Below are 23,263 nucleotides of genomic sequence, written 5' to 3'. Positions count from 1 at the left end.
TTTTGGCGGTCGGCCAGAGTGCGGTTCTGGCGAAACACGACTGCCATAGTGGCGAATAGGCCACTGATTCGTAGTTTTTGATTTTGCTGATTTTTTGTGCTATGGTGAGCCCATATGCAGTTCAGCTCGTCACCCAACCCGTGCCTTCAGGCACGATTTTTTTGACAACATCGTAGGATGCGTGCGCTCCGGAACAAGCGGGTCCGGTGTGCGTGGGGTTGTGCTGCGCGCGGCGTTCCGTTTGGACGCCAATAAGTAATGATGGACGGTCCTTTCCGCGAGGAACTGTCCGTTGGGGCGTCAACAAGGAGTTCCATGAATATGGTAGCCAAGAAGTCACAGCAGCGACTTGGGTTCAAGACGGGCGAGTTTGTCGTCTATCCGGCGCATGGCGTCGGCGTCATCGTCTCCATCGAGGAACAGGAAGTCGCCGGTTTGGTTCTCGAGCTGTTCGTGATCAGCTTTGAACAGGACAAGCTCACCCTGCGCGTCCCCGTCGCCAAGATCAAGTCCGTTGGCATGCGCAAGCTGGCCGACGAGGATATGGTCGCTCAGGCGCTGACCACCGTGACCGGCCGTGCCCGCGTCAAGCGCACCATGTGGTCGCGTCGGGCCCAGGAATATGAAGCCAAGATCAATTCGGGCGATCTGATCGCCATCTCCGAGGTCGTGCGCGATCTGTATCGCTCCGAAGAGCAGCCAGAGCAGTCCTATTCGGAACGCCAGCTGTTTGAACAGGCGATGGATCGGATGAGCCGCGAAATCGGTTCGGTCAACAAGTTGACGCTGACCGAAGCTGTGCAGCTGATCGAAAAGAACCTCGCCAAGTCACCTAAGCGGACCAAGGACGCTGCGGCTGAAGGCGACGAGGAAGCTGCCGCCTAAGCGCGCAGATATCGACTGAAATAATCAGAAGGCCGGTGGAAACACCGGCCTTTTTTGGTGGTCTGTCAGACCTTGCCCAGTACATCGCCCAGGCGCGACGTGGCGCTGCCGGGCTTGAGCGGTTGCTGCTGGCTTTCATGCGGCGCCCAGCCCGAGAGCCAGACGATTTCGAGCGTGGCACGGATACGGCCATCGGGGTCGGCATCGCGCTCGGCATAGGCCTGGGCGGCTGCGGCCAGCAGGGCCGGGCTGGCCAGCCGGCGTGAGCGATCCACCAGTGGATTGGCCGCACCGAGCGCCTTGAGTTCGGCCATCAGCGCGAAGGGGGTGGGGTAGCGCACGACATGGGTTTCCACATCGGCCACAGGCAGCGCCAGTCCGGCGCGCTGCAACAGCCCGCCACCATCGCGCACCTGCAGCATGGGGGCGACACGCGCCGAGGCGCCGCCAAATATCTGGGCATCGGCGGCCAGAAAGGCCTCGCGCAATTCGGTCAGGGTTTCCCCGCCCAGTGCGGCGATCATGATCAGGCCATCGGGGGCAAGCCTGGCCCGCAGGCGCGCCAGATAGCCGGGCACATCATTGACCGCCTGCAGGTGCAGGATCGAGACGATCAGATTGAAATCCTCGCCCTCAAGCACCGGCACGTCGTCCTGGCCGCCAAAGGCGGCGTGACGCTGATAGCTGAACCGGGCGCTGGCGGTCTGGCCAAAGGCGGGGAGCTTGTCGACGTCGGGTCCAATAATGGCGGCCTTGGGGAAGTCGCGGATCAGCGCCACCAGCCGGTCTTCAAGATCGGCCAGCACCAGATCGGTGACGAAATCGCCCGGTGCGCTGCGGCGCGCCAGATGCTGGGCAATCAGGGCTGAATCGAAAATCGCGGGGGTCTGAATCATGTGACTTGCGGCCGTTTCAGGACATGGCACTATGGAAAGCGTTATGGAGAGCGCCGACGAGCTTGTCAAAAGCGGGGCATGGCGCCGTCACCTGAGGCAGGGTGTGCGGTGGCTGGGCCGTGGTCTGCTTGATCTGGTCTATCCCCCGGCATGTCTGAATTGCGAGGCGCCCATGGCGTCGCCAGATACGTTGTGCCCACAGTGTTTTGCCCGGTTGCGCCCGATCACGGCGCCACTCTGCCCGCGGCTCGGGCTGCCCTTTGAGGTCTCGCTGGGCCCCGATGCCCTGTCGGCCGAGGCCCTGGCTGATCCGCCACCCTTTGGGCGGGCACGCGCTGCGGTGATCTATGATGACATCGCTGGAACGATCGTGTCGCGGCTAAAATACGGTGATCGACCCGAGCTGGCGCGGTTCTGTGCGCGGCTGATGGCAGGTGCCGGGCGTGAGCTGTGGCAATCAGATCCCGTTTTGGTGCCGGTGCCATTGCATCGCGCCCGACACCTGTCGCGGCGCTATAACCAGTCGGCGGAATTGGCGCTGCATCTTGGACAACTCACCGGACTGCGTGTCGATACCGCTCTGGTGCGGCGCACGCGCAAGACCCGGCAGCAGGTTGGGTTGAGCGGAGACGGACGACAGCGGAACGTTGCCGGCGCCTTTGCCGTTGATCCCGAGGCGATGGTGCGGGCCACCGACCGGTCTATTGTGCTGGTCGATGATGTCTATACCACCGGCGCCACCACCAAGGCGGTTACCCGCGCTTTGTTCAAGGGCGGTGCCGGCTCTGTCGATGTCGTGACTTTCGCTCGCGTTGTCATTGGTGCGGAGTTACCCATATAAGAGCAAGCACCCGTATTCATGGGAGAATTTTGAATTGGCTACCATCGAAATCTATACGACGCCGACCTGCCCGTTTTGCCATGCAGCCAAATCGCTGCTGGCTGAAAAAGGCGCAGACTATACAGAGATCAACGTGCTGGACCCGTCCCTGCGCGAAGCCATGATGCAGCGCGCCCATGGTCGCCGCACGGTGCCACAGATCTTTATCGATGATGCCCATATCGGCGGCTATGACGATATGGCGGCGCTTGATCGGCGCGGTGGCCTTGATCCGCTGCTGACTCGCTAGGGATTGCCCGGGTGAAGATAGCGGCGATTCAGATGCGCTCGGGTGCGGACCCGTCGGCCAATATGGCGGCGCTTGAGCCCCTGCTGGCCGAGGCCACGCAGGCGGGCGCGCGCTATGTGTTGACGCCCGAAGTGACGATGGCCTTCGGGGAAAACCGCGCTGGCCTTGCTGCCGTGGCATCGCCTTTTGAAGATGACCCGCAATTGGCGCGTGTGGGGGAACTGGCCCGGCACCATGGTATCCACATTCATATCGGTTCGCTGGCCGTGCCGCTCGATGATGGCCGGTTCGCGAACCGGTCGGTGCTGTTCGGGCCCGATGGTCAAATCGCGGCGCAGTATGACAAGATCCACCTGTTCGATGCCACCATTGCCGGGCTCAATGCCTATCGTGAAAGCGATACCTATCGTGGCGGCGAGACGGCGGTAACGGCGCCAGTGGGCGATTTTACGCTCGGCATGGCGATCTGCTACGACATGCGTTTTCCCAAGCTGTTCAATGCCCTGGCCAATGCGGGCGCCTCGCTGATGGCGGTGCCAGCGGCGTTTACGGTGCCAACCGGGCAGGCGCACTGGCATGTGCTGCTGCGCGCCCGGGCGATCGAGACAGGCTCTTATGTGATTGCTGCGGCGCAGGGCGGACAGCACGCCAATGGCCGGGCTACTTATGGCCATTCCATCATTATCGACCCCTGGGGTCGGGTTGTGGGCGAGCTTGATCATGACCAGCCCGGCGTGCTGGTGGCCGAGATTACGCCGGAGTTGGTCGCGGATGCGCGAGGGCGGATTCCCGCTCTTGCCAATGAAAAAACCTTCGCCACGCCGGCCGCGTTGCCGCGCTAGGTCAAAACCAGCTATTCTGCTACAGCCGCGCCATAGAGGCGCTCGAGAAGTTTTGCCGTGATCCAGTATTCCCTCCAATGCTCACAAGGCCACCAGTTCGACGTCTGGTTCAGGAACGCTGCAGCGTTTGATGAGCAGAAGACGCGCGGTCTGGTGACCTGCGCGGTGTGCGGCGATGGCGATGTTGAGAAGGCGCTGATGGCGCCCGCCGTGGCCCGTAGTGACGGCGACAAGGTTGTGGTCAGCGCCGGTCACCCCGAGGCCGCCAAGATCCGCGAAATGCTGCGGGCCTATCGCGACAAGGTCACCAGCGAAGCCGATTATGTCGGTGACAAATTTGCCGAAGAGGCGCGCAAGATCCATTTCGAAGAGGTCGAGGCGCGCGGCATTTATGGCGAGGCGACGCATGACGAGGTCGCCGGGCTGGCAGAGGACGGCATCGAGTTTCTGCCGCTGCCGGACCTGCCTGACGAACACAACTAGTTCCGAGCGCCATTCCTGGCGCGACCATGCGGAGAATTCAATATGACAGTTCTGGACGCAGCCCTTGCGGGCACGTTTTCCATTGGCGGTGATCTGACGATCAATCGCCTCGGCTTTGGCGCGATGCGGATCACCGGCCCGGGTATCTGGGGGCCTCCGGACGATGTCGAGGGCGCCAAGGCGGTGCTGCGGCGACTGCCGGAACTCAATGTCAATTTTGTTGATACCGCCGAGAGCTATGGCCCTTTCGTTAGCGAAGAGCTGATTGCGCAGGCACTGGCACCCTATGGCAAGGGGACGATCGTGGGCACCAAGGGTGGACTGACCCGCACCGGGCCCGGCGAATGGCACCATGTGGGGCGCCCTGAATTTCTGCGACAGGGCGCGGTGCTGAGCCGCCAACGGCTCAAGGTGGATGTGATTGATCTGTGGCAATTGCACCGGATCGACAAGCAGACGCCACGCCAGGCGCAGTTCGAGGCGGTCGCGCAGCTCAAGATGGACGGGATTATCCGCCATGCCGGCCTGAGCAATGTCAGTGTGGACGACATCAAGGAAGCGCAAAAATACTTCGACGTCACCACCGTGCAGAACCTCTACAACTTTGCCAATCGCGACAGTGAAGATGTGCTGGAATACTGCGCCGCCAATGGCATTGGCTTCATTCCGTGGTTTCCGCTGGCCGGTGGTGAACTGGTTGAAGGCCATGCGGATGCGCGCGCCATCACCGAAAAGCACAAGGCCTCGCCAAGCCAGATTGCCCTGGCCTGGTTGCTCAAGCGCTCGCCGGTCATTCTGCCCATTCCGGGTACCAGCAAGGTGAAGCACCTTGAGGACAATGTGGCGGCAGCCGGCATCGAACTCAGCGACGCGGATTTCGCGACACTGGATCAGATCGGCAAGAAAGGTTGAGGGGTTTTAGGTCGGTCCGATAGGGAGGGTGGAATCCCCGCTATCGAACCTAACCAGCCGGCAATCTTGGCAGACCGCCTTCGGCTGAGCGTGCCTCTAGCACGCGATAACAGGTGTGTCACGAAAATGTAGCAGGGGCCCGCGGATTGATCCGCGGGCCCCTAGTTTTACTTGTCCAGATCACCGAGATCGCGCACGGCGCCGCGCGCGGCAGAGGTGGCAAAGGCCGCATAGGCCCGCAGTGCCTGAGTCACATTGCGCTTGCGCGGCTGGGCGGGCTTCCAGCCCAGCTGATCCTGATCGTGACGGCGCTGGGCCAGCTCATCTTCGCCAACCAGCAGGGTGATGGAGCGATTGGGGATATCGATCTCGATGGTGTCGCCTTCACGCACCAGACCGATGGTGCCGCCTTCGGCCGCTTCTGGCGAAACGTGACCGATGGACAGACCCGAGGTGCCGCCCGAGAACCGGCCATCGGTGAGCAGGGCGCAGGCCTTGCCCATGCCCTTGGACTTCAGATAGCTCGTTGGGTAGAGCATTTCCTGCATGCCGGGGCCGCCGCGCGGGCCTTCATAGCGGATGACGAGCACGTCGCCTGCTTTGATCTGGTTGGTCAGGATGGCCTTGACGGTATCGTCCTGGCTCTCGAAGACGCGGGCTGGTCCGGTGAATTTGAGGATCGATTCATCAACGCCAGCGGTCTTGACGATGCAACCATCGATGGCGATGTTGCCCTTGAGCACGGCGAGGCCGCCATCCTTGGAATAGGCGGCATCGGCCGAGCGAATGACGCCGCCCTGGCGATCCAGATCCAGCTCGGCCCACCGGTTGGACTGGCTGAAGGCCTGGGTGGTGCGCACGCCGCCAGGGGCGGCCATGAAGAAATTGCGCACGCTTTCGGAATTGGTGCGGGAGATGTCCCACTTGTCGAGCGCATCGCCAATGGTCGGCATGTGAATGGTGGGCTCGTTGCGGTTGATCAGGCCGGCGCGGTCGAGCTGGCCCAGAATCGCCATGATGCCGCCGGCACGGTGCACGTCTTCCATATGGATGTCGGCGATGGCGGGCGCGACCTTGGCCAGCACGGGGACACGGCGGCTGAGCGCATCGATATCGTCCATGGTGAAATCGACACCGCCCTCATGGGCGGCCGCTAGAATGTGCAGCACGGTATTGGTCGAGCCGCCCATGGCGATGTCGAGCGTCATGGCATTTTCAAACGCAGCCTTGGTCGCAATCGAGCGCGGCAGCACCGACGCGTCGTCCTGCTCGTACCAACGCTTGGCAATGTCCACGATCACGCGCCCGGCTTCTTCAAACAGGTGCTTGCGATCGGAATGGGTGGCCAGCGTCGAGCCATTGCCCGGCAGGCTGAGGCCGAGTGCCTCGGTCAGGCAGTTCATCGAATTGGCGGTGAACATGCCCGAGCATGACCCGCAGGTGGGGCAGGCCGCTTCTTCGACAGCCTGGACCTCTTCGTCGCTATAGGCGTCGTCGGCGGCCATCACCATGGCGTCGACCAGATCGAGCGACTGCAGCTTGCCCTTGAGCATGGCCTTGCCGGCTTCCATCGGGCCACCCGACACGAACACCACGGGGATGTTGATGCGCATGGCGGCATTGAGCATGCCGGGAGTGATCTTGTCGCAATTGGAGATGCAGACCATGGCGTCGGCGCAGTGCGCGTTGACCATGTATTCCACCGAATCCGCGATCAGGTCGCGGCTGGGCAGGGAATACAGCATGCCGTCATGACCCATGGCGATGCCGTCATCGACCGCAATGGTGTTGAATTCCTTGGCGACGCCGCCAGCCGCCTCAATCTCGCGGGCCACCAATTGACCCAAATCCTTGAGATGGACATGGCCGGGCACGAACTGGGTGAAGGAATTGACCACGGCGATGATGGGCTTGCCGAAATCGCCATCCTTCATCCCGGTGGCGCGCCAGAGGCCACGCGCGCCAGCCATATTGCGGCCATGGGTGGTGGTACGGGAACGATATGCGGGCATTGCGGGGTCCTCGAAATTCAGTGCACCCAAAACGGGCTAAGGCGCGGTTGATGCTGTTTAAACCCATTCCAGCATTGGATCAATCGAAAACCGTACCGTACCGTACGGTACGGCTGACATTGCCGTGATGATCGCGACGTGATCAGGTGGGGCGCTGACATGGCCCTTTTGGCGCTCATATAGGCCCTCACTGCATCGAAATCGCGGTCCGGGCGTTAGTCAGCCAAACACACAGGAGAGCTCTGATGAACGACGCGCATAGGAGTTTCCGGCAGGTGCCCGTTGGCGCCACAGTGCCGCAGGCGGTTACCGTGGGGATTGAGAGCGATGGCGGTGCTGGCCACAAGGCTGCGGTCTGGTGGGATGCGGTGGCCGATGTGGACGCCGATGAAGCCGAGTTTATCGATGTCGCTGCTGCACTGGACGCTGCCGAGGGTGCACGGGCGCTGCACGGATTTTCCGAAGTTGTTGTTACCCTGCAGGACGGCGTGAAATGGCAGGCCGGCTGGGGCGAACTGCGCCCCCTGCACACGGGCAATGAACCGGTTGGCGATATCAGCGGTGTTGGCCTGAGCGAGGAAGAGAGCTTCGAATTGGCCGCCGATATCGAGGCTGAGTGCGACGCCTAGTTATTGATGGAGAGGATGCCCCATTGCGTCTGGGTGCAGCTGTCGTCGAGACAGACAAGGGTCATCCACAGGGCGCCATTGCCAAAGCCGACGCCTTCGCTGGTCACGATCAGGTCGGCATAGTCCTGCGCTGACAGCGCCTCGATGGTTTGAGGGGTCAGCAGGCTATCGAAATTGTCGACCAGATCCTGCGCCTCAAGCACATCATAGACCTCGCCATTGGCGCGAACCGTGAGCGGATAGAGACCCAGATCGGCAATGGTTGTGGGGTCCCCGAACAGAAAAGCGTCCTGCAGCAGGCCAAAGGCCTCGCCAAACGCTGTCGCCTCGCCGTGCAAATCCTCGATCCGCGCCATCACCTCTTCTTCGCTTTGCGCGAAGACGGGGGTGATCAACGCGACGCTGATGATCAGGGCAGTGACAAGGAGTGTGTGGCGCATCATGGCTCCGGGCAAAGTTGCACCGCCATCATAGCGCATCAGCGGCTGGAATATAGCGTCCAAATCTTGCCGGATCAGGCGGCGGGGCGCTGGGCCATCACCATGTAATTGATCGCCATGTCGCGCGATTTGCGCCACTCATCGGCCAGCGGGTGAAATACGACACCGGTTTCCGCGGTGACCTCAAGCCCGTTACGGGTGATCAGCGCCTTGACCTCGTCGGGGGTGAGGAACTTGTTCCAGTCATGGGTGCCCACGGGCAACCAGCGCAGCACGCGTTCAGCGCCAATAATGGCCAGCGCATAGGCGCGGGCGGTGCGGTTGAGCGTGGCTGTCAGCATCAACCCGCCGGGTTTGACCAGATCGGCGCAGCTCTTCATGTAGAGCGGCACATTGTCGACATGCTCGACCACTTCCATGTTGAGCACCATGTCAAAGGTCTTGCCTTGGGCGGCCAGGGCTTCGCTGGTGGTGGCCTGATAATCGATATCGAGGCCCGACTTTTCGGCATGCAGCCTGGCGATGACGATATTGCGTTCGGCGGCATCAATGCCGGTAGCGGTGGCGCCGAGCCGGGCCAGCGGTTCACAGAGCAGGCCGCCACCACATCCGACATCAAGAATGCTCAGTCCCTCAAAGGGCCGCATGGCGGCGCCATCGAGCTTGAAGTGGTTCAGCAGGTGCTCGCGAATATAGCTCATGCGCACGGGATTGAACTTGTGCAGCGGCTTGAACTTGCCCTTGGGGTCCCACCATTCCTCGGCCATCGCGGTGAATTTGGCGATTTCGGCGTCATTGATGGTGGTGGCGGTCATGGCAGGCTCCTTGATGGGGCCATATGACCCGCTCAGTATGGCTCAGGCAAGGTACGTGGCGTCGCGGGCAACGGATCATAGTTGATCGCGCCCCGCCTTTGTGGCATTGCAGCGCCCAACAATGAGCGTACCGGCGGGTTCGGCCGGAGGAACGGGGTAGGGTCGTGGCCCGGATAGTCGTCAAGTTCGGTGGCACGTCAGTAGCCACTGTCGAGCGTATTCGTCAGGCTGCGCTGCATGTGAAGCGCGAAGTCGATGCGGGCAATGAAGTTGCCGTGGTTGTCTCGGCCATGTCCGGCAAGACCAATGAACTGGTCGGCTGGGTCAATGAAGCCAGCCCACTGCATGATGCGCGCGAATATGATGCCGTGGTGGCGTCGGGCGAGCAGGTGACAGCCGGACTGATGGCCATCGTGCTGAGCGAAATGGGTATTCAGTCGCGCTCGTTTGCCGGCTGGCAGGTGCCCATCCATACCGATGATGCGCATGGCGCGGCCCGCATAACCGAAATTGACCCGAGCGAACTCGACAAGCGTCTGAGCGATGGCTGGGTGCCAGTGATCACCGGTTTCCAGGGGGTCTCGCCGCATGGCCGGGTGACCACGCTGGGTCGCGGTGGTTCGGATACCTCGGCGGTTGCCGTGGCTGCGGCGGTCAAGGCAGATCGCTGCGATATCTACACCGATGTTGACGGCGTTTACACAACGGATCCGCGCATCGTGCCCAAGGCGCAGCGGCTGACCAAGATTTCCTTTGAGGAAATGCTCGAAATGGCCTCGCTTGGCGCCAAGGTGCTGATGATCCGCTCGGTCGAAATGGCCATGGCCTACAAGGTGCGGCTGTTGGTGCGATCCAGTTTTGATGACCCCAATGCGCTCCAGGTGGCGCCGGATGGTTCGCCGGGCGTTCCCGGCACGCTCGTATGCGATGAGGATGAGATCATGGAAAAGCAGATCGTTTCGGGCGTGACGCTCGCCAAGGCCGAGGCCAAGATCACCCTGCGCGACGTCAAGGACAATCCTGGCGTGGCCGCGGCAGTGTTTGGCACACTGGCCGATCAGGGCATCATTGTGGATATGATTGTGCAGAACGTTGCCGATGACGGGGCCACTACCGACATCACCTTCACTGTCCCCGACAGTGAATATGACAAGGCAATCAAGACCATCAAGGATGCCAGCGACCGCATCGAATATGCCCGCATTTCGGGCTCCAAGGGCGGGGCTAAGGTGTCGGTGGTGGGTGTTGGCATGCGCAGTCATGCCGGTGTTGCATCCTCGATGTTCAAGGCTCTGGCGGACAAGGGCATCAACATCCAGCTGATCACCACTTCGGAAATCAAGACCTCGGTATTGATCGATGAACAATATGCCGAGCTTGCGGTTCGCGCCCTGCATACTTATTACGGGTTGGACAAGAAGGACGCATAAGCTCCGTCGAGGGGGTTGAGCCGCGTCCGTTATAGGGGGGCGGCTTTGCGGGTCGCCTAAGGGTAGATGGTCACGAGTACTGGCGGCCCTCGCGTGCTGCTTCGGCAGCTGCGCGAGACGATGGCGGAGCAGCTGGCTTCGCAAGAGCGGCTCGACAAGATCGTTGGCTTGATCGCCGACAACATGCACGCCGATGTCTGTTCGTTTTACGTGCTGCGTGATGACGGTGCGCTGGAGCTGTTTGCCTCCAAGGGCCTGGCAGCTGAAGCGGTGCATATGACCACGCTGCGGCTGGGGGAGGGTCTGGTCGGTCTGATCGCGGCCGAAGCCGAACCGCTCAATCTGGACGACGCCACCAGCCACCCCTCCTTTGCCTATCGCCCGGAAACCGGGGAAGAGCGCTATAACGCCTTTTTGGGCGTGCCGGTGCTGCGCGCGGGCCAGACGCTGGGCGTTCTGGTGGTGCAGAATGTCGAGCGCCGCCGCTATGGCGAAGACGAATCCGAGGCGATGCTGACTACGGCCACAATTCTGGCCGAGATGATTGCGACCTCCGATTTTGACAATCTGATCAAGCCGGGGTCCGATATCGATCTCAGGCGGCCTCGCATGTATACCGGCGTCAGCTTTACCGACGGCATCGCGCTGGGCACTGTCGTGCTGCATGACCCGCGTGTGGTGGTCACCAATTTCATCGCCGAAGATACCGACGCCGAAAAGCTGCGACTCGAAGCGGCGCTGGAAAAAATGCGCGTATCGATCGATGCCATGCTCGATCATGGCGATATGGCCGGCGCCACCGATCACCGCGAAATTCTTGAAACCTATCGCATGTTCGCCAACGACCGGGGCTGGGTGCACCGGCTGGCCGAGGCGATCGATAACGGCTTGTCGGCCGAGGCGGCGGTGGAGCGGGTGCAGAACGACACCCGCGCCCGCATGCTGCGCCAGACGGACCCCTATATTCGCGACCGGCTGCATGATCTGGACGATCTGGCCAACCGGCTGTTGCGCGTGCTGACGGGCGATGGTCAGGCGCTGGCGCGCAAGGCGCTGCCCGATAATGCCATTCTGGTGGCCCGCAATATGGGCCCCGCTGAACTGCTTGAGTATGACCGCACCAAACTGCGCGGCATCGTCCTCGAAGAGGGCGGCACCACGGCCCATGTGGCTATCGTTGCCCGGTCGCTCGGCATGGTGGCGGTGGGGCAGGCGCAGTCGATTGTCTCGATGTGCGAAACCGGCGATGACATCATTCTTGATGGCGGCGCGGGCATTGTGCATTTGCGGCCCACGCCCGATATCGAGCAGGCCTATATCGACAAGGTAAAGGTCACGGCCAAGCGCCGGGCCCACTATGCCGCGCTCAAGGACAAGCCATCGATAACCAAGGATGGTGTGGCGATTACGCTGCTGCACAATTCGGGTCTGGTGGCCGATCTGCCCATGCTCGACGATACCGGCGCGGCCGGGGTCGGGCTGTTCCGCACTGAACTGCAGTTCATGATTGCCAGCAAGCTGCCGCGGCTGAGCGAGCAGACCGAGCTTTATGCCGAAGCCATGGCGATTGCCGGGGAGCGCCCGGTGGTGTTCCGCCTGCTCGATATTGGTGGCGACAAGGTGCTGCCCTATCAGCGCTCGATGGCCGAGGAAAACCCGGCCATGGGTTTCCGCTCGATCCGGCTGGGACTGCAGCGTCCGGGCCTGCTGCGCACGCAGATACGCGCCCTGCTGCTGGCCGCCAATGGTCGTCCGCTCAAGATCCTAGTGCCCATGGTCACCGAGACCTTTGAGTTCGTGCAGACCCGCCTGGTGGTGGACAAGGAAGTGGATCGCCTGCGCCGCGCCGGCAAGCCGGTCCCCAGCCGTCTGGAACTGGGCGTGATGGTGGAAGTGCCGTCGCTCCTGTTCGAACTCGATCAATTGCTGCCACAGGCCGATTTCGTCTCGATCGGTTCAAACGATCTGGTGCAGTTTTTGACTGCGTCCGATCGCGCCAATCCACGTGTGGCCAAGCATTACGACCCCATCGGCATGCCGCGCCTGCGCGCCATCCGTCTGGTGGTCGATGCCGCCCGTCGCTACAATATTCCCATCACCATGTGTGGTGAGCTTGCGGGAAAGCCGCTTGAGGCACTCGCGCTGATGGCGGTGGGCATGACCCGGCTGTCGATGGGCCCCGCCTCGATCGGACCGATCAAGGAACTGGTGCTCAATCTTGATCTGGAGCCGATCCGGCAATCGGTCGGCGCGGCGCTCAGCGATGGCGCGGATGGGGTGACCATTCGCCAATTGCTGCAGGAATGGATCGAGAAGCAGAACCTGCCCGTTTGACGTCGGCGCAAGAGCCTTCTACACGCTCTGGATTACCCCGGCCGGTGCGCTTGGGGTGATGACAGGATTTGCGTGACGCGGGGTTGTTGCCCGCACAGGATGAACGATTCATGGCCTCTCTTCCTCAGGACAAGCTCGACGCTCTCGAGACCCGGTTTCAGTATATTGAAGCGGCGCTGTCAGGCGGGGCCGGGCCCGATGAATTTGTCAAGTTCAGCAAGGAACATGCCGAGCTGGCGCCCATCGTCGAGCAGATCCGCGCCTATTCCAAGGCGCTGAAGGACCGCAAGGAAGCCGAAGCGCTGCTCAAGAGTGGCGACAAGGAAATGGCCGAAATGGCCGAGGCCGAGATTGAAGAGCTCGACGAAAAGATCGAAGAGCTGTTCCAGTCGGTTCGCGTGCTGCTGCTGCCCAAGGATGAGGCCGACGAAAAATCGGTCATTCTGGAAATCCGGGGGGGCACGGGTGGTGACGAAGCGGCGCTGTTCGCCGGTGATCTGTTCCGCATGTACGAGCGCTACGCGTCCAGTCATGGCTGGAAGGTCACGGTCATGGAAGAGAGCCCCGGCGAAATGGGCGGCTTCCGCGAAATCATCGCCAATATCTCGGGTAAGGGCGTTTACGCCCGCATGAAGTTCGAAAGCGGCGTGCACCGCGTGCAGCGTGTGCCGGCAACCGAAGCATCGGGGCGCATTCACACTTCGGCGGCAACTGTGGCTGTGCTGCCCGAGGTCGAAGACATCGACATCGAAATTCGCAGCGAAGACATTCGCATCGACACCATGCGCGCTTCGGGCGCTGGTGGTCAGCACGTCAACACCACCGACTCGGCGGTGCGCATCACCCATATCCCAACGGGGCTGGTGGTGACCTCGGCGATGAAGAGCCAGCATCAGAACCGCGCGCAGGCCATGGTTGTGCTGCGCTCGCGGCTCTATGAAATGCAGCGCGAAGAGCGCGACAGCGCCCGCTCGGCCGAGCGCAAGGGGCAGGTCGGTTCCGGCGATCGTTCCGAACGTATCCGCACCTATAATTTCCCGCAGGGGCGTGTCACCGATCACCGCATCAATCTGACGCTGTACAAGCTCGACAAGGTGATCACCGGTGAAGCGCTGGACGAGCTGATCGAAGCGCTGATCACCGAAAATCAGGCTGCGCAGCTGGCCGATATGGAGCATTCCAACTGAGTCAGGCGCCCACCATTGGTGCGCTGTGGCGCGGCTGGCGCGATGTATTGAGCCGGCTGGGTTTTACCACTGCAGCGCTCGATGCAAAGCTCTTGGCCCAGCATGGGCTGGGTCTGAACGCGCTGGAGCTGGCAACCCGCGAGAACGATGTGGCTGACGAGGCGTCCGCCGCCCAGCTCGCGACATTGATGCAGCGCCGCATGACCGGGGAATCGGTGGCGCGGATCATCGGTGAACGCGAGTTTTACGGGCTGGCATTCGGCCTGAACGCGGCGACGCTGGAGCCGCGCCCCGATACCGAATTGCTGGTCGATCTGGCGCTGGGCGCCATGCCGGCCGAGGGGCGTGTGCTCGATCTGGGCACGGGCACGGGCTGCATCCCGATTGCCATGCTGGCCAATATGGCTGGCATTTCGGGCGTTGCAGTCGATCTGAGCGCCTTGGCGCTGCAGGCGGCCCAGGCCAATGCGGCGCGGCACGATGTGGCCGGGCGGCTGAGCCTTCATGCGGGCAGCTGGTTTGAGCCGGTGCCAGCGCAGCGCTTTGACCTGATCGTGTCCAACCCGCCCTATATCGCCACCGATGTGGTGGAAACCCTGGCGGGTGAAGTACGCGATTTCGATCCTCGCCTGGCACTGGATGGCGGGCCTGACGGGCTGGCGCCGTACCGCATCATTGCCCGTCAGGCGGATGGTTGGCTGGTCGAAAAAGGTCATGTTCTGGTCGAGATCGGGCATGATCAGGCGGCTTCGGTGAGTGCCCTGTTTCTCGAAGCCGGCTTTGAAAATGTCAGCGTGCACAAGGATCTGGCGGGGCTTGATCGGGTGGTGTGGGCACACCACCTGTAGTGTGCCGTTAAGCCTGACGGGGATAAGCCCGCAATTAGGGCTGGCAAATCAAGTGCGAACACTATAGTTTGGCCTTGCTGTCAACGGTGCTTCATGAGCGCCACGGCGACATGCCACCCGACACTTCCGGATGCTGCAAGCGGCAGCGCGGTTCCAGCAGAGCCTGGAATGACGCAGGACAGGTTCGGAGCGCCGGCAGACGGTTTCGGTCTTCATGAAGCCAATTTAGAGCCCTACGACACAAGACTTCGGTCTTTGCGGGGAAGCTGCCCGATCAGGCATGATGCCGATCCGCCAGCAGTGTGACGCTTATTTTTCTAGAGTTAGATAAAGCGACCAGATGAGACCCAATAATCAGAATAAAAACCGGCAGCGCGGTCGGAACGGCGGACGCAAGCACGTTAATCCGCTGTCCCGCAATTTCGAGAGCAATGGTCCGGATGTGAAGGTGCGCGGCAACGCGGCCCATATCGCCGAGAAATATTTGCAACTCGCCCGCGACGCCCAGTCGAGCGGTGACTCGGTGATGGCGGAGAATTATCTCCAGCATGCCGAGCATTATTTCCGTATCGTTTCGAGCGCCCAGCAGGCCCAGAGTGGCGTGCGGCCCGAGGGCCAGGACGATAGCGATTTCGATGATGATATGCCCGAGATGAACTCGCGCTTCTCTTCGCCCCAGCCGCAGCAGGCGCCGCAGCAGAATGAGGGTGACGAACAGAACGAGGGCGGCGAGCAACGCGCTCAGCAGGGCGAACAGCGTCCGCCGCGCAATGAGCGCAGCCGTCAGCGTCCCGATCGGGAACGGCCTGATCGTGAGCGTCCTGCCGCAGCTGCAGCCAATGAAGGCGAAACGTCCAGCGACGAGCAGCCCGCAGTGGCCAACGAAGCTGCACCGGCCGCAGACGCCGCCGCTGATGCAGGCGAGACCCGCAAGCCCCGTGAGCGTCGGCCCCGTCGGCGTCGCCCTGCCGGTGGTGACGCTGGCGCAGATCCCGCCAGTTCCGAGCAGCCAGAAGTTGGTGAATTGCCAGCGTTTCTGACAGCAGGCTCGGGTACAGCCGCCGAATAGGCAAAAAAGCGAATTCGAAAGGGCCGGGCAGTGATGTCCGGCCTTTTTGTTTGTGAAAACGCTCCCATATAAGCTGTGAGGATGGAGCAGCGCTGCCTGGCAGGCGTTCCATCAATCGACGCTTCCGCCGTGTGTTCAGGTGCCTTCGGGGCCGGGCGACGGGCGAGATCAGGAGAGTTGTATGAATATCGAAAAATATACCGAACGGGCCCGTGGGTTCATTCAGAGCGCCCAGACCATCGCGTTGGGCAAGGGCCACCAGCAATTCGCGCCCATCCATCTGCTCAAGGTGCTGCTCGACGACGATCAGGGCATGGCCAATGGGTTGATCGAGCGCGCCGGTGGCGATCCCAAGGCGGCCCGCGCTGCCGTGGAAGCCGAAACGGCGAAGATCCCCAGCGTCTCCGGTGATGGTTCTCAGCTCTATCTGAGCCGTGAGCTGGCCCGGGTGTTCGACACCGCCGAAAGCGCCGCGCAAAAGGCCGGCGACAGCTTTGTCACGGTTGAGCGCCTGCTGCTGGCACTGGTGGTCGAAAAAGATACCGATGCGGGCAAGATTCTGGCGTCTGCCGGGGTCAACCCGCAGGGGCTCAATACCGCCATCGAAGAGATCCGCAAGGGCCGCACGGCTGACTCCGCCTCGGCCGAGAACAGCTATGATGCGCTCAAGAAATATGCGCGCGATCTGACTGCCGATGTGCGCGAGGGCAAGCTTGATCCGGTTATCGGCCGGGACGAGGAAATTCGCCGTACCATTCAGGTGCTGAGCCGTCGTACCAAGAATAATCCGGTGCTGATCGGTGAACCCGGCGTGGGCAAGACGGCGATCGCCGAAGGTCTGGCGATCCGTATCGTCAATGGCGACGTACCCGAATCGCTGAAGAACAAGTCACTGCTCTCGCTGGACATGGGCGCGCTGATCGCCGGCGCGAAATATCGCGGTGAGTTCGAGGAACGCCTCAAGGCAGTGCTGAGCGAGGTCACCTCGTCGGATGGCCAGATCATTCTGTTCATCGACGAAATGCACACGCTGGTTGGCGCGGGCAAGAGCGATGGCGCCATGGATGCGTCCAATCTGCTCAAGCCTGCCCTGGCGCGCGGCGAACTGCATTGCGTGGGCGCCACGACGCTGGATGAATACCGCAAGCATGTCGAAAAGGACCCGGCGCTGGCGCGACGTTTCCAGCCGGTGTTTGTCGACGAGCCCACGGTGGAAGACACCATCTCGATCCTGCGTGGCCTGAAGGAAAAATACGAGCTGCACCACGGCATTCGGATTTCGGATTCGGCGCTGGTGAGTGCGGCCACGCTGTCGAACCGCTACATCACCGACCGCTTCCTGCCCGACAAGGCCATCGATCTGATGGACGAGGCAGCGGCGCGTTTGCGCATGGCCGTGGACAGCAAGCCCGAGGCGCTGGACGAACTTGATCGCCGCATCATGCAGCTCAAGATCGAGCGAGAGGCGCTGCGCAAGGAAGATGATGACGGCTCGCGCATTCGGCTTGAGCGGCTGGAAAGCGAACTGGCGGGTCTGGAAGAACAGGCCCAGGGCCTGTCGGCCAAGTGGCTGGCGGAAAAAGAACGTCTGCAGGGGAGCCAGAAGCTCAAGGAAGAGCTCGATGCGGCCCGCAGCCAGCTCGAGATCGCGCAGCGTCAGGGTGACCTGGCAAAAGCCGGTGAGCTGGCCTATGGCGTCATTCCCGATCTCGAAAAGCGCATTGCCAATGCCGAGGATGCCGATGGTGACGGCAAGGCCGATCCGCAGATGGCGGCTGAGGTGGTGACACCCACCGACATTGCCCAGGTGGTGAGCCGCTGGACCGGTATTCCGGTTGACCGGATGCTTGAAGCCGAGCGTGAAAAGCTGCTGCATATGGAAGATTCGATTGGCGCCCGCGTCATCGGTCAGTCCGAAGCGGTAACCGCTGTCGCCAAGGCCGTGCGCCGTTCGCGCGCCGGGCTGCAGGATCCGAACCGGCCGATCGGCTCGTTCATGTTCCTGGGGCCAACCGGGGTGGGCAAGACCGAGCTGACCAAGAGCCTGGCGCAGTTCCTGTTCGATGACGAGACCGCCATGGTGCGGCTCGACATGAGCGAGTTCATGGAGAAGCACTCGGTGGCCCGGCTGATCGGGGCTCCTCCGGGCTATGTCGGCTACGAAGAGGGCGGTGTGCTGACCGAAGCGGTCCGGCGTCGGCCCTATCAGGTCGTGCTGTTCGACGAGATCGAAAAGGCGCATCCGGACGTGTTCAACGTTCTGCTGCAGGTGCTCGATGACGGCCGGCTGACCGACGGGCAGGGGCGTACGGTTGATTTCCGCAATACGGTGATCATCCTGACCTCCAATCTGGGCTCGGAATATCTGGTCGATCTCAAGGATGGGGAATCGGTGGAACTGGTGCGCGGCAAGGTGCTCGACATGGTCAAGGCATCTTTCCGGCCCGAATTCCTCAACCGGATCGACGAGATCCTGCTGTTCCATCGCCTGGGTCGCGAGCATATGGGCGCCATTGTCGATGTGCAGTTCGGCCGGTTGCAGAACCTGCTCAAGGAGCGTGACATCACGCTTGATCTCACCCCGGCAGCCCGCGACTGGCTGGCCAATGAGGGCTATGATCCCGCCTATGGGGCACGGCCGCTCAAGCGCGCAATCCAGCGCGCCGTGCAGGATGGTCTGGCCGACGAGATCCTGGCCGGTCGGGTCAGCGATGGCAGTACGGTTGTGGTCGATGCCAATGATGAGGGCATCGTGCTGCATCCCGATGATCTGGCGGACGCTGCCGCATAACTTTGAAAAGGCCGGTCAACTGACCGGCCTTTTTGTCTTTGGTGGGAATCGGTTTAAGAACAAAAACGGAACGACGGAGGGGCTGATGACAGACAAGATCGACTATGTGGAGTTTCCATCGCGGGACCGTGCGGCGACCAGCGCATTCTTTAACGCGGCCTTTGGCTGGGGGATAACCAGCTATGGGCCGGACTATGATGGGCTGGAGGGTGCCGGGATCGATGGTGGCATTGATCAGGGGGCGGGCAGGGTGGCCGCAACCATGGCCATTGTGCGCACCCAGGATCTGGATGACGCAGAGCGCCGGGTGATCGCAGCGGGCGGGGTTATTACCCAGGCGCAGTTCGATTTTCCGGGTGGGCGCCGGTTCCATTTTCGCGAACCGGGCGGCAATGAGTTGGCGATCTGGGTCGCACGCGACTAGTCTGTCGCCGATCTTTGGGGGATTGGGACATGGCAGAGGCCGGGGCGCAGACAGTTGAGCCAACATTTTGCCCGCAATCGCGGCGGATCTATGTGCTGGTGGCTGCTATTCTGGCCTCGAGCATGGCGTTTATCGATGGCTCTGTGCTGTCGATTGCCATTCCATCGCTGCGCGCCGATCTGGGGGCCACGCTGGCCGATGCCCAATGGGTCTCCAATGGCTATCTGCTGTTTCTGGGCTCACTGCTGCTACTGGGTGGCGCAGCCGGTGACCGGTTCGGGTTGCGGCTGGTGTTCGGCCTGGGGATCGGGGTGTTCGTCGCCGCCTCGATGGTTTGCGCGCTGGCGCCACAGGTAGGGGTGCTGATCGTGGCGCGTGCCGTTCAGGGGATTGGGGCGGCGCTGATGATCCCGGGCAGTCTGGCGATCATCGCCAAGGCCTATCCCAAAGCGGAACGCGGCCGCGCCATCGGTACCTGGGCGGCGGCGTCATCGCTGACCACCATTATGGGGCCGGTGCTGGGCGGGTTCGTGCTGACGGCGCTGGGCGACTGGAGCTGGCGGCTGGTGTTTGCCATCAATCTGCCGCTGGGCGGCATCGCGCTGGCCCTGCTGATTCTGCGCGTGCCCGTCGATGGGGCCCGCGCGCGGCGCAAGCTCGATATTGTCGGGGCGGTGCTGGCCAGCCTGGGGCTGATGCTGCTGGCTTTCGGGCTGACGGGCAGTGGCAGCGAGAGCGTGCCGCCGCTATCCCATATCGTGATCTACTGCTGTGCGGGTCTGTTGTCGCTGGCCTGGTTCGTGTGGTGGGAATTGTGGACCGAGCATCCCATGCTGCCGCTGCGGCTGTTCACCATCCGGCAGTTCTCGGGTGCCAATGCGCTGACCTTCATCCTGTATTTTGCCCTGACCGGGACCACGTTCTATCTGCCCATGACGCTGATCGGTGGCTGGGGCGCTTCGCCGGCCGAAGTGTCCATGGTCATGCTGCCCTTTGGCGTCGCCATAGCGCTGCTGTCTGGGCTCAGCGGGCGGTGGGCAGACCGGTTCGGCGCCGGGCCGCCGATCACCGTTGGAGCAGTCTGGGTCGGGCTGGCTTTTGCCGGGCTGGCAGTCACCGCGCCGCTGCAGCAGATCTGGCAGGCTGTGTTGCCATTGATGTGCATGGCTGGGGTGGGCATGGCGCTGGTGGTCTCACCGCTTTCGACGGCAGTGATGACCGCGGTTGATGACGACGATACCGGCATCGCCTCGGGCACCAATAATGCGGTGTCCCGGGTAGCCGGGCTGGTGGCGGTGGCGGCGATGGGCATGCTGGCCGCGCTGGTGTTCGAGCGGGCTTTGGGCGGTGCAGCAGAGCTGCCGGTCTATTTTGGCCTGGCGGCAGACGGGCTGAGCCCGCAGGATGAGGCGATGCGCCAACTGGCCACCAACGCCGCCTTTTCCACTATTGCCTATTTCAATGCCGGGCTGTGCCTGGCCTCGGCGGTGGTGGCGTGGCTGACGCTGGAGCGTAAAGGCTAGTTGGCCTGCGCGACGCTGACTGGGGCTGGCTGACGCTCCATCAGATCATCGATCTGGGCCATGGTCCGGGCAAATTCGCTCTGGTATTGCTGGGCCAGAACATTGTCCTTGGGCAGCTTGACGCTGAGCGGATCGACCAGATTGCCGTTGATCTTGATCTCGAAATGCAGATGCGGACCGGTCGACTGACCGGTGGAGCCGACATAGCCGATGATCTGTCCCTGGCGGACGCGACTGCCGACGGAAAGCCCGTCTGCATAGCGCGACATGTGGCCATAGGCGGTCTCATAGCCGTTAACGTGCTGCAGCTCGACCTTGTTGCCGTAGCCCGACTGCCATTTGTAATACTTGATCACGCCATCGCCGGCGGCATAGATCGGGGTGCCCGAGCGGGCTGCCAGATCCACGCCGGTATGCAACCGCCGCGTCTTGAAGATGGGGTGGATGCGATAGCCAAAGCGCGAGCGCAGCGTGCCGCCACCCTCGAGCGGCCGGCGGGTCAGGAAGCGCTTGCCGGTCTCCCCGTCCGGATCATAGAAATCCACCACGCCATCATCGGTGCCGAAGCGGTAGAGCTTGCGGGTGGTTGAGCCCAGGGTCAGCGCCACATAGAGCAGTTCGCCACGACCTTCGGCATCCGGCACGGTTTCGAGAATCTCGATACCGTCACCGGCGCTGATCTTTTTGGTCATGTCCACGTCATAGGCATACATGCCGATGATGCGCTCAATGGTGGCGTCATCCAGATCGTGCTTGCGACCGGTTTCCCAGATCGAGCGATAAACGCTTGGCAGGTTGGCGACGTTGATTTCTTCGGTGTCTTCTTCGGGGAATTCAACGAAGTCCGGCTCGATGCCGAGCACATACTGGCCCGTATCGGTCAGGGCCACGGTCGCCTGATAGGCATAGCTGCCGTCAGCCAGCGGCTCATACAGGCTCAGACGGTAGGGCACCAGGCTGGTCGCTTCGCGGCTGAGCGGGCCATAAAGAATACGCAGCCGGGTGGATGCGGGCAGGTTGGTGTCGCGCAGCACATTGCGCAGGGCGTCGATCACCAGGGCGGACTGGTTGGCCGAAAAGCCGTTCTTGCCCAGTACGTCGGGCAGGGCGGCGGCTTCGCGCAGTGTCAGGAAGCGTTCGGAACGACCCAGCCCGGCTTCGGCTGCGATGGTGGTCTTGGGCACGACCGTGACGTTCTCGGCAATGCCGCCAATGGTGCTGCCATCGCCGATACGACCCAGATCGCGCACGCTGGGGCCCAACGCGGCATAGGCCAGCGTGGCCGCGCCACCGACAATCGACGTATTGGATTCGATCAGGCCCCGCACAAAGGCGGCGGCGGACTGATCGGAAATGGCGCGAGGCGGCACAAAGGTCATGGGCATGTCGGCCAGACGGACGGCGACCTCGCCTTCAACTTCGGCGCCATAGACATCGGTATTCACGTCAATGCCGTCAGCGGCGACTTCAATGGGCTGGGTGGCGTTGAGGATGGCCACCGGGTCGTATTCGGGAATGCCGTCGGACAAAGATGTCGCCGCGGTAGCCAGCGTGGCGCGAATGCGCATGAAGGGCTGGTTGCGGATCATGTCGCGGCCATCGACATTGGCGCGGATCGAGGCTTCGATGATTTCAAGATCAGAGCGGGTCGCGGAGACCGGTCGCACGCGCGAGGATTTGGCCGACATGTCGGTGACGGCCTGGGTCTCGACCTTGGGGCGCGCGATTTGCAGCGCTTCATAGGCGGTCGAGAAAGTGTCCTGGCCCTGGAACGACACGTAGAGCGCGGCACCCATCAGCATCACGCTGGTCAGGCCCGTCATCACAGTACCGGTCAACCAGGCAAAGCTGAGCTCGCGGCCGTGGGGGATTTCGCCATCGGTGGACTGGACGGTCAGGGCGGGGCTGTCTTCAAAGCCCGTCGCCTTGAGCAAGGCGGCGTGGCGATTTCTCTGCGCTGCGTTCAACGCCCAATCCTTTGGTCTGTCATGGCAGATCCCCTACCGGTCTTGTGCCGGCTCATTAGCCCTCTGGCGCCTCGTGCGCTCACGTGTGTGCGCGGAGTCTATATCAATCACCGCGTTCATATCTAAGGAAAATGCGGCGAAACTGCGTGTGTGGCCTGCCAGAGGGGGGATTGGCGCCGCTTCGAGCGCTGCGCAGGGAGGGCGCAGCCTTGCCATTGCATGTGATGGAAAAAATCCCATATGTGCCGTGTAACAGGCAAAAACGCCGTATTCCCTCGTGGTTCAGTCGTGTTTTCCACATGGTCAGACGGCCAGTGAATCAGAAAATGACGGTTTTGTCGTTTTGGGGGGTTTACAGCCAAAAGGGTCCCCCCTATAACCCGCCCATCGCTGAAGAGCGCGGCGCCAAACGGCGGCGGGCACGGAAGCAAGCCTCTGAAATCACTAAGAAATTAGCGATCACGAGGTTTCAGAATTCAGACCGATCTGAGGCAACTCAAACTGGTAAGAAAACTGAAAAGGGTGTTGACAGTCTTACGAGACGTGCTTACAACCCGCCGCACTGGACGACGTTGAACCCTGGTGGTTCCCACTGTTTGGTGTTTCTGGCAGAGACGATCTGGGTTCCGGGCAACCGGCGATGGAT

Annotated in this window: 21 protein-coding genes; 16 read left to right on the top strand and 5 right to left on the bottom strand. The window is 62.0% G+C overall.

From position 1 onward, the window contains the following. Positions 1-315: 315 nt before the first annotated feature. Positions 316-885: a CarD family transcriptional regulator gene (locus tag KD146_RS15140; protein ID WP_427857115.1), complete on the top strand. Its 570-nt coding sequence runs from the start codon at positions 316-318 to the stop codon at positions 883-885. A gap of 65 nt (positions 886-950) precedes the next feature. Here KD146_RS15140 and KD146_RS15135 read toward each other — a convergent pair whose 3' ends face one another. Then, on the bottom strand, positions 951-1,781 hold the full coding sequence (locus tag KD146_RS15135; protein ID WP_212659678.1) for a class I SAM-dependent methyltransferase: 831 nt from the start codon (positions 1,779-1,781) through the stop codon (positions 951-953). Between the two features lie 31 nt (positions 1,782-1,812). On the opposite strand from KD146_RS15135, the gene KD146_RS15130 reads away from it, so the two are divergent. Genes KD146_RS15130 through KD146_RS15110 form a run of 5 tightly spaced genes read left to right on the top strand, consistent with a single transcriptional unit; the run spans position 1,813 to position 5,148 of the window. Then, positions 1,813-2,622: a ComF family protein gene (locus KD146_RS15130; RefSeq protein ID WP_345790836.1), complete on the top strand. Its 810-nt coding sequence runs from the start codon at positions 1,813-1,815 to the stop codon at positions 2,620-2,622. 34 nt (positions 2,623-2,656) lie between these two features. After that, entirely contained in the window at positions 2,657-2,911 is a 255-nt protein-coding gene (grxC, locus tag KD146_RS15125) for a glutaredoxin 3 (protein ID WP_212659677.1), read from the top strand. Positions 2,912-2,922: 11 nt separating this feature from the next. Further along, positions 2,923-3,753 carry a carbon-nitrogen hydrolase family protein gene (locus KD146_RS15120; protein WP_345790835.1) on the top strand — a complete coding sequence of 277 codons (831 nt, stop codon included), beginning with the start codon at positions 2,923-2,925 and terminating at the stop codon, positions 3,751-3,753. Positions 3,754-3,810: 57 nt separating this feature from the next. Beyond that, positions 3,811-4,236: a DUF1178 family protein gene (locus tag KD146_RS15115; RefSeq protein WP_212659676.1), complete on the top strand. Its 426-nt coding sequence runs from the start codon at positions 3,811-3,813 to the stop codon at positions 4,234-4,236. A gap of 42 nt (positions 4,237-4,278) precedes the next feature. Then, on the top strand, positions 4,279-5,148 hold the full coding sequence (locus KD146_RS15110; protein WP_212659675.1) for an aldo/keto reductase: 870 nt from the start codon (positions 4,279-4,281) through the stop codon (positions 5,146-5,148). Positions 5,149-5,315: 167 nt separating this feature from the next. Here KD146_RS15110 and ilvD read toward each other — a convergent pair whose 3' ends face one another. After that, positions 5,316-7,160, bottom strand: coding sequence for a dihydroxy-acid dehydratase (gene ilvD / locus KD146_RS15105; protein ID WP_212659674.1), 1,845 nt, complete (start codon positions 7,158-7,160; stop codon positions 5,316-5,318). Positions 7,161-7,405: 245 nt separating this feature from the next. Between ilvD and KD146_RS15100 the strand changes: the two genes are divergently transcribed. Beyond that, positions 7,406-7,789: a hypothetical protein gene (locus KD146_RS15100; RefSeq protein ID WP_212659673.1), complete on the top strand. Its 384-nt coding sequence runs from the start codon at positions 7,406-7,408 to the stop codon at positions 7,787-7,789. Here the strand turns inward: KD146_RS15100 and KD146_RS15095 are convergent. Continuing rightward, a complete protein-coding gene (locus tag KD146_RS15095; RefSeq protein ID WP_212659672.1) occupies positions 7,786-8,229 on the bottom strand; it encodes a hypothetical protein in 444 nt (147 codons plus the stop codon). The genes KD146_RS15100 and KD146_RS15095 overlap by 4 nt on opposite strands. A 74-nt stretch (positions 8,230-8,303) precedes the next feature. Beyond that, positions 8,304-9,044: a bifunctional 2-polyprenyl-6-hydroxyphenol methylase/3-demethylubiquinol 3-O-methyltransferase UbiG gene (gene ubiG / locus KD146_RS15090; RefSeq protein ID WP_212659671.1), complete on the bottom strand. Its 741-nt coding sequence runs from the start codon at positions 9,042-9,044 to the stop codon at positions 8,304-8,306. A 164-nt stretch (positions 9,045-9,208) separates the two neighbouring features. On the opposite strand from ubiG, the gene KD146_RS15085 reads away from it, so the two are divergent. From KD146_RS15085 to KD146_RS15050, 8 genes are all read left to right on the top strand, one after another. Then, a complete protein-coding gene (locus tag KD146_RS15085; protein WP_212659670.1) occupies positions 9,209-10,474 on the top strand; it encodes an aspartate kinase in 1,266 nt (421 codons plus the stop codon). A 66-nt stretch (positions 10,475-10,540) separates the two neighbouring features. Beyond that, complete coding sequence (ptsP, locus tag KD146_RS15080; RefSeq protein ID WP_212659669.1) at positions 10,541-12,808, top strand: phosphoenolpyruvate--protein phosphotransferase; 2,268 nt, start codon at positions 10,541-10,543, stop codon at positions 12,806-12,808. A gap of 110 nt (positions 12,809-12,918) precedes the next feature. Beyond that, entirely contained in the window at positions 12,919-13,995 is a 1,077-nt protein-coding gene (gene prfA, locus KD146_RS15075) for a peptide chain release factor 1 (RefSeq protein WP_212659668.1), read from the top strand. Continuing rightward, positions 13,992-14,843, top strand: coding sequence for a peptide chain release factor N(5)-glutamine methyltransferase (prmC, locus tag KD146_RS15070; protein WP_345790847.1), 852 nt, complete (start codon positions 13,992-13,994; stop codon positions 14,841-14,843). The genes prfA and prmC overlap by 4 nt, the downstream gene beginning before the upstream one ends. Before the next feature lie 340 nt (positions 14,844-15,183). Next, positions 15,184-15,912, top strand: coding sequence for a DUF4167 domain-containing protein (locus tag KD146_RS15065; protein ID WP_212659666.1), 729 nt, complete (start codon positions 15,184-15,186; stop codon positions 15,910-15,912). Positions 15,913-16,093: 181 nt separating this feature from the next. Further along, positions 16,094-18,703, top strand: coding sequence for an ATP-dependent chaperone ClpB (gene clpB, locus KD146_RS15060; protein WP_212659665.1), 2,610 nt, complete (start codon positions 16,094-16,096; stop codon positions 18,701-18,703). An 85-nt stretch (positions 18,704-18,788) separates the two neighbouring features. Beyond that, positions 18,789-19,127 (top strand): VOC family protein, encoded by a 339-nt coding sequence (locus KD146_RS15055; RefSeq protein WP_212659664.1) that lies wholly within the window; start codon positions 18,789-18,791, stop codon positions 19,125-19,127. A gap of 29 nt (positions 19,128-19,156) precedes the next feature. Next, positions 19,157-20,650, top strand: a complete 1,494-nt coding sequence (locus tag KD146_RS15050; protein WP_212659663.1) for a DHA2 family efflux MFS transporter permease subunit — start codon at positions 19,157-19,159, stop codon at positions 20,648-20,650. Here the strand turns inward: KD146_RS15050 and KD146_RS15045 are convergent. After that, the gene (locus KD146_RS15045) at positions 20,647-22,617 is read right to left on the bottom strand and encodes a M23 family metallopeptidase (protein WP_212659662.1); all 1,971 of its coding nucleotides are present in this window, start codon (positions 22,615-22,617) and stop codon (positions 20,647-20,649) included. The two genes, KD146_RS15050 and KD146_RS15045, sit on opposite strands and share 4 nt — an antisense overlap. A 209-nt stretch (positions 22,618-22,826) precedes the next feature. Between KD146_RS15045 and KD146_RS15040 the strand changes: the two genes are divergently transcribed. Further along, positions 22,827-23,263, top strand: a 437-nt coding sequence (locus KD146_RS15040; RefSeq protein WP_212659661.1) for a hypothetical protein, incomplete at its 3' end; no start/stop codon positions are given.

Origin of the sequence: Devosia litorisediminis (assembly GCF_018334155.1) — a bacterium.
In the GTDB taxonomy this organism is placed as follows: Bacteria; Pseudomonadota; Alphaproteobacteria; order Rhizobiales; family Devosiaceae; genus Devosia; species Devosia litorisediminis.
This window is presented reverse-complemented; position numbering and strand designations above follow the sequence as displayed.